Annotated in this window: 7 protein-coding genes; 6 read left to right on the top strand and 1 reads right to left on the bottom strand. The window is 39.3% G+C overall.

Translation table 11 applies throughout. The annotated features are described in order from the left end of the window. The first annotated feature begins 92 nt into the window (after positions 1–92). From D7I46_RS06860 to D7I46_RS06850, 3 genes are all read left to right on the top strand, one after another. Positions 93–1,766 (top strand): putative polysaccharide biosynthesis protein, encoded by a 1,674-nt coding sequence (locus D7I46_RS06860; protein WP_120772227.1) that lies wholly within the window; start codon positions 93–95, stop codon positions 1,764–1,766. A 112-nt stretch (positions 1,767–1,878) separates the two neighbouring features. Then, a complete protein-coding gene (gene pepO / locus D7I46_RS06855) occupies positions 1,879–3,762 on the top strand; it encodes an endopeptidase PepO (RefSeq protein ID WP_120772226.1) in 1,884 nt (627 codons plus the stop codon). Between the two features lie 4 nt (positions 3,763–3,766). After that, a complete protein-coding gene (locus D7I46_RS06850; RefSeq protein ID WP_120773314.1) occupies positions 3,767–4,057 on the top strand; it encodes an MGMT family protein in 291 nt (96 codons plus the stop codon). A 327-nt stretch (positions 4,058–4,384) separates the two neighbouring features. On the opposite strand, the gene D7I46_RS06845 is transcribed toward D7I46_RS06850, so the two are convergent. Then, positions 4,385–5,068: an XRE family transcriptional regulator gene (locus D7I46_RS06845; RefSeq protein ID WP_120772225.1), complete on the bottom strand. Its 684-nt coding sequence runs from the start codon at positions 5,066–5,068 to the stop codon at positions 4,385–4,387. Between the two features lie 274 nt (positions 5,069–5,342). Here D7I46_RS06845 and D7I46_RS06840 point away from each other — a divergent pair, with 274 nt between their 5' ends. The 3 genes from D7I46_RS06840 to rpoC all read left to right on the top strand — a co-directional run bounded on the left by D7I46_RS06840 (position 5,343) and on the right by rpoC (position 13,686). Next, a complete protein-coding gene (locus D7I46_RS06840; protein ID WP_120772224.1) occupies positions 5,343–5,945 on the top strand; it encodes a GAF domain-containing protein in 603 nt (200 codons plus the stop codon). A gap of 310 nt (positions 5,946–6,255) precedes the next feature. Continuing rightward, positions 6,256–9,846, top strand: coding sequence for a DNA-directed RNA polymerase subunit beta (gene rpoB, locus D7I46_RS06835; protein WP_120772223.1), 3,591 nt, complete (start codon positions 6,256–6,258; stop codon positions 9,844–9,846). A gap of 216 nt (positions 9,847–10,062) precedes the next feature. Next, entirely contained in the window at positions 10,063–13,686 is a 3,624-nt protein-coding gene (gene rpoC / locus D7I46_RS06830) for a DNA-directed RNA polymerase subunit beta' (protein WP_162930930.1), read from the top strand. Positions 13,687–13,728 lie beyond the last annotated feature (42 nt).

Here is a 13,728-nt window from a genome sequence, read left to right as displayed (position 1 = left end):
ACTGATTATTTATATTTGTGGAATTTTAAAGTGGAATTGATTGATTTGGTCCCTAAGTTGTCAAAACTGGTAACTTAGGGTAAAATGGAATAATGGAAAATTCAGGACAAACAATGGATACAGATAGTAAGCCGATAAAAACGGCGACAAAATCGAAAGACCAAATGCTCTCTGGAACTGCATGGCGTACTGGTGCAGATATGATTGGTAAGGTTTTGGGTGTTGTTTATATTATTCCGTGGTATGCATGGATGGGCCGTTTCGGGAATGAGGCGAACTCTCTTTATAGCATGGGTTATAATATTTATGCACTTTTCTTGCTTATTTCAACAGTAGGGATTCCAGCGGCAGTGGCGCGTGAAGTTGCAAGGTATAATACTTTGGATGATCCTAATATGGCTTATCGTCTTGTTCGCCAGATGTTGGGTGTGATGGCTATTTTAGGGATTGTTGCAGCAGGATTGATGTTCTTTCTCTCAGGTCCACTCTCTACTTTGGTTGGAGGTAAAGATAGCGCAGATTTGATTCCAGTGATGAAGAGTCTTGCACTTGCTGTTTTAATCTTCCCGTCAATGTCAGTGATTAGGGGATATTTTCAAGGATTGAATCAAGTTAAGGCTTATGCAATGAGCCAACTTTTGGAGCAAGTGGTCCGTATCGTTTGGATGCTTGCAACAACTTTTGCCATCATGAAACTCGGATCGCATGATTGGCAAAATGCTGTGACTCAGTCAACAACAGCAGCCTTTGTTGGGATGTTGGGGTCTTATGCTGTGCTTCTCTTTTATTTACAACGTTCTGGTAATTTGACTAGGCTCTTGCATCCAGGACCTGCAAAATCTAAGATAAATGCACTTGAAGTTTTGAAAACGACAATGCATACAGCGATTCCGTTTATTGTGATTGGCTCGGCAATTCAGATTTTCAAGATTATTGATAACTCGACATTTATGAATATGATGCCTTGGGTAACAAATTATAGTCATAATGAATTACTGGCATTGATGAGTTACTTTTCAGCGAATACGGATAAGTTGACGATGGTCTTGCTTGGTGTGGCACTAACTTTAGGCTCTGTTTCTGACCCGTTGATTACTGAACATTATGTGCAGGGAAATCGGCGTGAGCTTGCTGTTTTGGTGGGTTATAATTTTCAACTTTATGTTGGCTTTATGCTTCCTGCAGTTGTTGGAATGGCGCTTTTAACTAAACCGATTTATACGATTTTTTATCAGGTGCCGTCAAGTTTACAAAGTAGTTTGTTTGTTTTTGCTATTTTGCAAAGTTTCTTGTTGGGACTTTATATGCTTGTTTATCCTCCACTTACGGTGATGGATCATAAACGTATGGCGATGAAATTTTTCATCATTACTTTGATTGCAAAAGTTGTTTTGCAAGTGCCGATGATTTTGATTTTTCATAGTTATGGACCTCTTTTAGCCACAACTTTATCTTTCTTGCTTGGTGTCTCACTTTTTATCAGAAAACTTCATCAGATTACTCGTTTTTCAATCAAAAATACAATTCGTGGTGCTCAAGGTGCGGCTTTATTGACTGCATTTATGGCTGTTGTCGTTATCGCGGTTGAAATTGTTTTAGGTTTTATTTTTGGTAAAGTGCCAGGACGCGCGGGCTCGGCGGTAATCGCTGTTATCGCAGGAGGCGCGGGTTTTTATACTTATCTTTGGTTTGCTGCAAAACTAGGGTTGTTAGAAAAATGGTTTGGAGTGCGTGGTACAAGTTTACGGAGAAAATTACATCTTTAAGAGATTCTGTCAGTCTAATAAAATACTTTTTTAAAATAAATTTCTGTCAGTATACTGACAGAAATTTTTTGTGATATAATTGTATGGAAAATTCAAGAAAATGGAGAAAATTATGGTCAGAGTTCAAGATGATTTGTTTGCAGCGGTGAATGCGGAGTGGTTGGAACAAGCCGAAATTCCAGCTGATAAGCCACGTATCTCAGCTTTTGATGAGTTGGTTTTGCAAAATGAAAAAAATTTGACAGAAGATTTGAAAAATCTGTCAGTAAATTTGCCAGTGGACAACGCCGAGCTGTTAGAAACAATCAAGTTTTACAATAAAGCGGGAAATTGGGAACGCCGCAATCAAGCGGATTTCACGGCTGTAAAAGCTGAGTTGGACAAGGTTTTGCGGCTGACAGACTTTAAAGACTTTCTGTCAGCACTGACAGATTTGGTTTTTCATTCACAAGCTCCTTTGCCTTTTTCTTTTGGTGTAGAGCCTGACATGAAAGATGCTGTGCATCATGCGCTTGGCTTCACGGGACCTGGCTTGATTTTGCCTGACACGACTTACTATGCGGACGAACATCCAAGAAAGGATGAATTACTAGACTTTTGGGCGAAAAATTCGGCTGAAATTTTGGTGGCATTTGGCATTGAAAATGCAGAACGTATTGCTTCTGACGCGGTCAAATTTGATGCACTTTTAGTGCCATCAGCTAATACTTCTGAAGAATGGGCAAAATATGCTGAATTATACAATCCTGTCAGTACTGACAACTTTGTAAATGGTCTCTCAACAGTTGATTTTGAACCATTTATCGAAAATCTGGTGGGGACACGACCAGAGAAAATTATTGTCTTTGAAAATCGGTTTTATGATCACTTTAATCTACTTGTCAATGAAGAAAATTGGCAACTTATCAAAGCGTGGATGCTGACGAAAACTGCTCGTAAAGCAACATCATTTTTGACAGAAGACTTGCGTATTCTGGGTTCTGCTTACAATCGCTTTTTGTCAAATGTTAAAGAACCACGCAGTCAAGAGAAACATCAACTTGACTTGACGGAAAGTTATTTTAGTCAAGTGATTGGGATTTTCTATGGTAAAAAATATTTTGGTGAAACTGCAAAAGAAGACGTGAAACGTATGGTTTCAGCGATGATAAAAGTTTATCAAGAACGCTTGCGTGCCAACACTTGGCTTAGCCAAGCGACTGCTGAAAAAGCAATTGAAAAGCTTGATGCAATTACGCCTTTTATCGGTTTTCCTGACAAACTTCCAGAAATTTATAAAAAGCTCAAAGTGACTGATGGAAGCTTGTACGAAGATGCGGTCAAATTTGATGAAATTTTGACGGCTCGTCATTATGAGAAATTCGCTGAAGAGGTTGACAAAACACTCTGGCATATGCCAGCTCATATGGTCAATGCTTACTACAGCCCAGACAGCAACACTATCGTTTTCCCAGCCGCGATTTTACAAGCACCATTCTATTCACTTGAACAATCTTCATCACAAAATTATGGTGGAATTGGCGCAGTGATTGCTCACGAAATTTCACACGCTTTTGATAATAATGGAGCCCAGTTTGATAAATATGGTAATCTGAACAAATGGTGGCTGGAAGAAGATTACTCTGCATTTGAAAAGAAACAAGAAGAAATGATTGCACTTTTTGAAGGAGTAGAAACGGAAGCAGGACCAGCCAACGGCAAACTTATTGTATCAGAGAATATTGCAGACCAAGGTGGGATTACGGCGGCACTGACGGCAGCTAAAAATGAATCTGATGTTGACTTAGTCTCATTTTTCAGTCAATGGGCGGCCATTTGGCGTATGAAAGCAAGCCTTGAATTTCAACAAATGTTACTTAGTATGGATGTCCACGCTCCAGCGAAACTTCGTGCAAATATTCCGCCAACAAATCTTGAAGAATTTTATGAAGCGTTCGATATCAAACCTGAAGATAAAATGTATCGAGCTCCTGAAAATCGTGTTAAAATCTGGTAATCAAATGACAGAACTTACAGAAACGACGAAAAAAATTCTGTCAGTACTGATAGAAATACCAGAAGGAACAGTCATGAGTTATAGAGATGTGGGAAAACTTGCAGGGCTTTCTAACGGTGCAAGACAAGTTTCACGCGTCCTACATTCAATGTCAAAAAAATATCAGCTTCCGTGGTGGCGTGTTATTTCATCCAAAGGAGTAATTAGTTTACCAGAGCCAGGACGTACCGAGCAAATTGCGCGTTTACGAGCAGAAGGCTTAGAGGTTTCTACTCAAGGGAAAGTAAAACTATAGCTAATCTGTCATAAAAAATGACAACGAATTGCTGTTGTGCCATTCTGTAAAGTGTCTCCATTCGTTTGATTAGTCGCTATTGTAGCAAGAATGCCAGTGAAGCGGAGATAGAGCGAATGGACAAAAAACCTAACGGATTTTAAAGTGGAACTAGTATAACTGATAATGAAGAAGAATAAAAAATCCTAGATTTAATCTAGGATTCTTCATTTGAAATGAGCGAGCAAGTTTTCACTAGGTCAACAGAGAAATCAAGAGCAAACTAAACCATGCGCTTATCAAAGACGAAAGAATAAACTCTGGTAACACGTAGAGAAAAAGATCAGTTTAAAGGAGCGATGTGGAATGATAGACTTTACCAATCTTGCCACAAGTAACAGGAACATCTTCATACTCGGTATTATCTGACCGATTGAGATAGAACACTTTGCCATCGCCAGTAAGAAGTTTGGCATAATGTTCATGGTCAAGTTGAAAAGTATGAACCGCACTCACTTGGTTATTTTCATCATACTTAATAAATATCAGATTGCCAGTTGCATTAGGGGAAGTTGGCTCTAAAGCTCCACCAACAAGTTCAAAAACAGCATCATAATCCTCAGGAAGCTGGTTAACAGGAAAATTAATCGTACGGTCATTTGACTGTATTGTCCAAGTATCGTTGCCACAATAGACAAACCGCGTAACCGATAAAGAAACGAAAGTTTCATCGATGCTTTTTAGCACATCAATTCTTTCTTGAATGTATTCCAATAGCTTTTGTTTTCTTTCTTCATCAAGCCCATCAAATAATAATTGAGCTTTTTTGTAGCTATATTCATCATCTTTTCCAAGAAGATATTCGGATGTAACCCCAAAATAATCTGCAATCTCAGTCAAACGTTTTGCGCTAGGTTCCTTACCCAAACGATAGTTAGCAAGAGCATTTCTGGGATAACCCAACTCTCTTTCGACACGATTAAAAGATTTATGAGACTCAGTGACTAATTTTTTTAAACGATCATAAAACATATTGTATTCTCCAAATTACAATAAAAGATATATTTTTAAAACATTTGTAATATAGTTATTATAACATAGAATATAAGAAGTGGGAAGAAAAAAATAGGATTATAAACGAAAAAAATAAAAATGTTCCAAATTTTTTAACAAATAACCTGATTTTCCTAATACGTAAGAAGTTTGACACTTGAAGATAAGTGTGATAACATAAATGTAATTAAAAGAATACGTTGTTTTGATTATTATAAATCTAGTTTGGTTAAAACGATATAAGGAGAAAAAGGTGGATAAATTTTTTGATAAAACAAAGCAAATGACAGCTTTACTGAGAACAACACCAGTAGATTTCTCAAAAGAATTCCCTTATCAACTGTTAATGGATAAGCTTGCAGAATTTTTAGGGTGCGACCTTTTTATTGTTGACTCTAAAAGAAATTTCTTAGGGTATCATTATTCACATACAGATAAGCAAAATTCAAACACGCTAAAAACATTTTTTAATTATCAAAAGCTTCCAGAGAGTGTTGCAGCAGCTACCCTAGCATTTTACGAAATCAACCATAATAAAAAGATAGAAGACTCCATTCTTGCATCAGTGAAAGAGCTTGCAGAATATTACTCAGAAAGTTCAGTCACTGTAGCCCCCGTTTATGGCAGCAGTCTACGTATCGGCACGATTTTTATTTTGTCTAATAATCCTCTTGAAGTAGAGCAACTAATATTGGTAGAGTTCTTAGCTTCAATTATTGGCACTCAGCTTTCTTACTTGATGTTAGAAGAATTAGAAAATAAGCGCAGAGACAATACATTAGCAACACTTGTTGGTTCGCTTTCTCGCACAGAGCTAGAATCGTTCAAAGCTATCATTGAAAAAATAGAATTATAGCTATTTTATTAATAGAAATTCTTGAATTAATCTGGTTCTTTTCAATGGCTCATCTCTTGATAAAGTAAACAGAATAGTGTATAATGGGAATAATGGTTTGTCAGCAAAATCTGTGGGATCTATTGTCCCCATAGGCTTTGTAAGCAACGAAAAACAGGAGTTTTCGTTGCTTTTTTGGCGTCTTTCATTAGAGAAATTAGAAAAAGTTATTAAAAAGACAAACTACCGACTTTTCAGATTTTTTTATTAGAAACTCATCAAAAACACAGACTTTTTTAATCAAATCTAAAAAATATAGAGGAGAAAACACTTGGCAGGACATGACGTAAAATACGGTAAACACCGTACAAGACGCAGTTTTTCACGTATCAAAGAAGTAATCGGTTTGCCAAACCTCATTGAAGTTCAAACATCAAGTTATAAGAACTTCCTTGACGAAGGGCTTGCAAATGTCTTCAAAGAAATGTTCCCAATTGACAACTTTGCAGGCACAATGGAGCTCGAATTTGTCGGTTATGAAATGAAAACACCTAAATATACTGTTGAAGAAGCGCGTGCACATGACGCAAACTATTCAGCACCAATTTACGTGACATTCCGTCTTGTAAATAAAGAAACTGGTGAATTGAAAACACAAGAAGTTTTCTTTGGAGACTTCCCGCTCATGACTGAAATGGGTACATTTATCAATAATGGTTCAGAACGTTTAATCGTCAGCCAGTTGGTGCGTAGCCCAGGTTCATATTTCCACCTTAAAACAGATAAAAACGGTCTTGAAAGCTTTGGACACACGACAATTCCTAACCGAGGTGCATGGTTTGAACTTGATACAGATGCTAAAGGGATTGGTTATGTTCGTATTGACCGCACACGTAAGTTAACTTTCACTACAATGCTTCGTGCTCTTGGTTTTGGTTCAGATGACGAAATCCTTGAACTCATGGGCGAAAGCCGACTTTTGACAGATACTATAGCAAAAGATGTTCATAAGAACCCTTCTGATACTCGTGTGGAAGAAGCGCTCAAAGACATCTATGACCGTCTGCGTCCAGGGGAGCCAAAAACGGCTGATAGTTCACGTGGCTTACTCGTAGCACGTTTCTTTGATCCAAAACGTTACGATTTTGCTCCTGTAGGACGTTATAAATTTAATAAAAAACTGGCACTCAAAAATCGTTTGCTTGGTTTGACATTGGCAGAGCCAATTGTTGATCCAGAAACTGGGGAAATCCTTGTCAATTCAGATACATTGGTGACACGTGATGTGCTTGATGTGATTGAACCACTTCTTGATAATGGACTTGGTAATTTCATTGTAGAACCATCTTCAGATGCAGTAGTGCCAGAACCTATCACTTTGCAAAGCGTAAAAGTATACTCACCAAAAGATTCAGAACGTGTAGTAACTCTGCTTTCAAATGGTACTCCTGATGCCGAATGTCGTGTATTGACACCAGCAGATGTAATTTCAAATATTAACTATTGGTTAGGACTTTCTGAAGGAATTGGTAAAGTAGATGACATTGACCACTTGGGTAACCGTCGGATTCGTTCAGTAGGTGAACTACTCCAAAACCAAGTTCGTATCGGTCTTTCACGTATGGAACGTGTGATTCGTGAACGTATGTCCTCATCGGAAAATGAAAATATCACACCGCAAGGTTTGATTAACATTCGTCCTGTGACAGCTTCAATTAAAGAATTCTTTGGTTCATCTCAACTTTCACAATTTATGGACCAACATAATCCTTTATCAGAGCTTTCTCACAAGCGCCGTTTCTCTGCCCTTGGTCCTGGTGGTATCTCACGTGACCGTGCTTCCTACGAAGTTCGTGACGTGCATTACACTCACTACGGTCGGATGTGTCCCATCGAAACACCTGAAGGTCCAAATATCGGGTTGATTAACAACTTGTCTTCTTATGCAAAAATCAATGAATATGGCTTCATTATGTCACCATATCGTCGTATTGACCGCTCAAATGGTGTTGTTACAGATGAAGTAGAATATCTTACAGCTGATGAAGAAGATAATTATACAGTAGCTCAAGCGAATTCACCATTGACTGAAGAAGGAAAATTTGCAAACAGTACAGTTATGGCTCGTCATACAGGTAATAACATTGAAGTTGAGGCTTCAACTGCTGATTACATGGATGTTTCACCTAAACAGGTTATCGCTGTAGCTGCAGCGTGTATTCCTTTCCTTGAAAATGATGACTCAAACCGTGCCCTTATGGGAGCAAACATGCAACGTCAAGCAGTGCCGCTGATTGATCCGCATGCCCCTTGGATTGGTACTGGTATGGAACACCAAACTGCACGCGACTCAGGTGCTGCTATTATTGCCAAACATGACGGAACAGTAGAATACGTTGATGGCGAAGAAATCCGTGTACGTCGTACCTCTGGTGAACTTGATATTTATGGTATTACAAAATATCGCCGTTCAAACTCAGGAACTTCATACAACCAACGTCCTTTGGCTCAACTTGGTGAAAAGGTTGAAAAAGGCGATATCATTGCTGATGGTCCTTCTATGGAAAATGGAGAGATGGCATTGGGACAAAACCCACTTGTTGCCTACATGACATGGGAAGGATATAACTTCGAGGATGCGGTTATCATGTCTGAACGTCTAATTAAAGATGACGTTTATACTTCTATTGCCATTGAAGAATATGAATCAGAAACTCGGGATACCAAGCTTGGCCCTGAAGAAATCACGCGTGAGATTCCAAACGTTGGTGAGGAAGCACTCAAAAATCTCGATGAATCAGGTATTATTCGTATTGGTGCCGAAGTAAAAGATGGTGACCTTCTTGTTGGTAAAGTAACACCTAAAGGTGAAACAGACCCAACACCTGAAGAACGCTTACTTCGTGCGATTTTCGGTGAAAAAGCACGCGAGGTGCGTGATACTTCACTCCGTGTTCCTCACGGAGGTGGCGGTATTGTCCATGATGTTCGCGTATTTACTCGTGAAAATGGTGATGAATTACCTTCAGGTGTGAATAAGTTGGTTCGTGTGTTTATTTCGCAAAAACGTAAAATTCACGTTGGGGATAAGATGGCTGGACGTCACGGAAATAAAGGTGTCGTTTCAAATATCGTTCCTGTAGAAGATATGCCTTATCTTCCAGATGGTACACCAATTGATATCATGTTGAATCCACTTGGTGTCCCTTCACGTATGAACATTGGACAGGTTATGGAACTTCACCTCGGTATGGCTGCACGTACACTCGGTATCCACATCGCAACACCAGTCTTTGATGGTGCCTCAGATGATGATATCTGGGATACAGTTAAAGAAGCTGGAATGTCAGCAGATGCAAAAACTGTTCTTTATGATGGCCGTACAGGAGAACCATTTGATAACCGTATCTCTGTTGGTGTCATGTATATGATTAAACTTCACCACATGGTTGATGATAAACTCCATGCCCGTTCAGTTGGTCCTTACTCACTTGTAACACAACAACCGCTTGGTGGTAAAGCACAATTTGGTGGACAACGTTTCGGAGAAATGGAAGTTTGGGCACTTGAAGCTTATGGTGCTGCAAATGTTCTTCAAGAAATCTTGACTTACAAATCAGATGACGTGATTGGACGTACGCGCGCTTATGAAGCAATTGTCAAAGGTGAACGTATTCCTAAACCAGGTCTTCCTGAATCATTCCGCGTGTTGGTTAAAGAGTTACAATCTCTTGGTCTTGATATGAAAGTCCTTGATGCAGATAGTAATGTTCTTGATTTGCGTGAATTAGATGAAGATGAAGTAATGGCTCGTCCTGATAATACAGAAATTACTCCAGAAATGCTTGAAGCGCAAGAGGCGATTGTTGCACAAGCGGAGACTGAAGAAGAAGCTCTTATTAACGCTGAAAATGAAGAATAATTAATACTGGTTCAGCCTATAGATACTGCTTCACTTCTAAAATCCTTTTAGAAGTGAAGCAGTCTTAAAAATGAACAGTATTTAGATAAATCATCAACAGTTCTGTTGACAAAAAGATGAGAAAATTTTGAAAATGAGAATTTCTAGTAGACGATGTCGTTGTCAGAAATTCTCAAAATCAAAACAGCGTTAAATTTACTAGAAGTGGAGAAAAAATTGGTCGATGTAAATAAATTTGAGAGCATGCGAATTGGTATCGCATCTCCACAAAAAATTCGTTACTGGTCGTTTGGTGAAGTTAAGAAACCAGAAACAATCAACTATCGTACACAAAAACCAGAACGTGAAGGGCTTTTCGATGAACGTATCTTCGGTCCGCAAAAGGACTGGGAATGTGCTTGTGGGAAACTCAAAGGTGTTTTCTATAAAAACCAAGTTTGTGAACTTTGTGGTGTTCAAGTAACAACAGCAAAAGCGCGTCGAGAACGTATGGGACATATTGAGCTTGCTGCTCCAATTTCACATATTTGGTATTTCAAAGGTATTCCGTCACGTATGGGGCTTGCACTTGATATGAGCCCTCGTGCACTTGAAGAAGTAATTTATTTTGCAAGTTATGTTGTTATTGATCCTAAAGAAACTGATCTTGAGAAAAAACAACTTTTGACTGAGCGGGAATATCGTGAACAACTTCTTAAAAATGGATTTGGTTCATTTGTTGCAAAAATGGGTGCAGAAGCAATCCAAGATTTGCTCAATGATGTTGATATTGATAAAGAGGTTGCAGAACTTAAAGAAGAACTTAAAGCAGTATCTGGTCAACGTCGTGTGAAGATTATTCGTCGTTTGGATGTTTTGACAGCTTTCAAGAAATCAGGGAATGCACTTTCTTGGATGGTATTGAATGTGTTACCAGTTATTCCACCAGATTTGCGTCCTATGGTTCAACTTGATGGTGGTCGTTTTGCCACATCTGACTTGAATGACTTGTATCGTCGTGTGATTAACCGTAATAACCGTTTGAAACGTTTGATGGAACTTAACGCTCCAAATATTATTGTTCAAAATGAAAAACGGATGCTTCAAGAAGCTGTTGACACATTGATTGATAATGGTCGCCGTGGTCGCCCAATCACTGGTGCTGGTAATCGTCCTTTGAAATCACTAAGCCATATGCTTAAAGGTAAACAAGGTCGTTTCCGTCAAAACTTGCTTGGTAAACGTGTTGACTACTCTGGACGTTCGGTTATCGCTGTTGGTCCGACTTTGAAAATGTATCAATGTGGTGTGCCACGTGAAATGGCGATTGAATTGTTCAAACCATTTGTTATGTCTGAACTCGTGAAACGTGAGTTGGCTGCAAATATTCGTGCGGCTAAACGTAAAGTTGAACGTCAAGATTCAGATGTTTGGGATGTGCTTGAAACAGTTGTTAAGGAACACCCTGTTCTTCTAAACCGTGCACCTACGCTTCACCGTTTGGGTATTCAAGCTTTTGAACCAGTCTTAATTGATGGTAAAGCAATCCGTCTTCACCCACTTGCTTGTGAAGCCTATAACGCCGACTTTGACGGTGACCAAATGGCCATTCACTTGCCATTGTCTGAAGAAGCACAAGCTGAAGCACGTCTTTTAATGCTTGCTGCTGAACATATTTTGAACCCTAAAGATGGTAAACCAGTCGTTACACCATCTCAAGATATGGTCCTTGGTAACTACTACCTCACGATGGAAGAAAAAGGTCGTGAAGGCGAAGGAATGATTTTTGCAACTCCTGAAGAAGTTGAAATTGCAATGCGTAATGGATATGTGCATTTACATACACGTATTGGTATCGCTACAAAATCAATCAATAAACCTTGGACACCAAATCATCAAGATAAAATCTTGATTACTACCGTTGGTAAAGTAATTTTCAACTCAATCATTCCAGAAGGTATGCCTTACCTGAATGAGCCAACTGAAGCAAATCTGACAGGTGCTACAGATGACCGATTCTTCATGGAACATGGTCAAGACATCAAAGAAGTCATTGCAGGGCTTGAACCAACTAAACCTTTCAAAAAAGGTTATCTTGGAAAAATTATCGCTGAGGTCTTCAAACGTTATCGGACAACAGCGACTTCTGAATACCTTGACCGTCTGAAAGACCTTGGTTATCATCAATCTACTTTGGCTGGTTTGACCGTGGGTGTTGCAGATATTCCTGTTGTTGAAGATAAGCATGAAATTATCGAAGCCGCTCATAAACGTGTAGAACAAATTACTAAACAATTCCGTCGTGGTTTGATTACTGATGATGAACGCTATAATGCTGTCACTGGCGTTTGGCGTGAAGCTAAAGAAGAACTTGAACGTCGTCTGATTGAAGGTCAAGACTTGTCTAACCCAATCGTTATGATGATGGACTCTGGTGCCCGTGGTAATATCTCAAACTTCTCACAACTTGCTGGTATGCGTGGTTTGATGGCCGCTCCTAATGGTAAAATCATGGAATTGCCAATCATTTCAAACTTCCGTGAAGGTTTGTCTGTCTTGGAAATGTTCTTCTCAACTCACGGTGCGCGTAAAGGGATGACCGATACGGCGCTTAAGACTGCCGACTCAGGTTATCTTACTCGTCGTTTGGTTGACGTTGCACAAGATGTTATTATTCGTGAGGATGACTGTGGTACTGACCGTGGACTTGTTATTTCTGATATCGCTACTGGTAAAGAAATGGTTGAGCCGCTCTTTGAACGTTTGGTGGGTCGTTACACACGTAAGTCAGTTTTCCATCCAGAAACGGGTGAGTTGATTATTGCGGATGATACTTTGATTTCTGAAGATGTAGCGCGTCAAATTGTTGATGCTGGGGTTAAAGAAGTAACGATTCGCTCAGTATTTACGTGTAAAACTCCTCATGGTGTATGTAAACATTGCTACGGTATTAACTTGGCCACTGGTGATGCTGTTGAAGTTGGTGAAGCAGTTGGTACAATTGCCGCTCAATCTATTGGTGAACCTGGTACTCAGTTGACAATGCGTACATTCCACACGGGTGGTGTTGCGTCTAGCTCAGATATTACTCAAGGTTTGCCTCGTGTTCAAGAGATTTTTGAAGCACGTAATCCTAAAGGGGAAGCACTCATTACCGAAGTTACTGGTATTGTTGACTCTATTGTTGAAGATGCAGCGACTCGTACACGTGAAATTACAGTTAAAGGTCAAACAGATACTCGTAGTTATACAGTAGGTATGGCTGATGTCCTTATGGTTGAAGAAGGTGAATTTATTCACCGCGGTGCACCGTTGATTCAAGGTTCTATTGAACCTAAACACTTGCTTCAAGTTCGTGATGCTTTGTCAGTTGAAACTTACCTGCTTGGCGAAGTTCAAAAAACTTACCGTTCACAAGGGGTTGAAATTGGTGATAAGCACATTGAGGTAATGGTTCGTCAAATGCTCCGTAAAGTTCGCATTATGGACAACGGTTCAACGGACATCTTGCCAGGTACTTTGATGGATATCTCTGATTTTGAAGCATTGAATGAACAAGCGCTCTTAAATGGAGAAACACCTGCTACTGGTCGTCCTGTATTAATGGGAATTACTAAGGCTTCTCTTGAAACAAATTCATTCTTGTCAGCTGCATCATTCCAAGAAACAACACGGGTACTTACTGATGCTGCGATTCGTGGTAAAGAAGATCACTTGCTTGGTCTGAAGGAAAATGTTATTATCGGTAAGATTATTCCTGCTGGTACTGGTATGTTCCGCTATCGGAATATCGAGCCATTGTCAGATTTGACCAATGCGCCTGAAGTGAAAAAAGAAGAAACTGAAACGGTTGAAAATTAAGGCGATTATTGCATCAGATACAGGTGTTGTAAAAGCTTTAGG

The organism is Lactococcus allomyrinae (assembly GCF_003627095.1).
In the GTDB taxonomy this organism is placed as follows: domain Bacteria; phylum Bacillota; class Bacilli; order Lactobacillales; family Streptococcaceae; genus Lactococcus; species Lactococcus allomyrinae.
The sequence above is the reverse complement of the archived record's forward strand: the minus strand, read 5'-3'. Positions and strand labels throughout refer to the sequence as shown.

Excerpts from the sequence above, each read along its gene's own strand:
- D7I46_RS06860 (WP_120772227.1), top strand. The coding sequence starts at position 93 with ATGGAAAATTCAGGACAAACAATGGATACAGATAGTAAGCCGATAAAA.
- pepO (WP_120772226.1), top strand. The coding sequence starts at position 1,879 with ATGGTCAGAGTTCAAGATGATTTGTTTGCAGCGGTGAATGCGGAGTGG.
- D7I46_RS06850 (WP_120773314.1), top strand. The coding sequence starts at position 3,767 with ATGACAGAACTTACAGAAACGACGAAAAAAATTCTGTCAGTACTGATA.
- D7I46_RS06845 (WP_120772225.1), bottom strand. The coding sequence starts at position 5,068 with ATGTTTTATGATCGTTTAAAAAAATTAGTCACTGAGTCTCATAAATCT.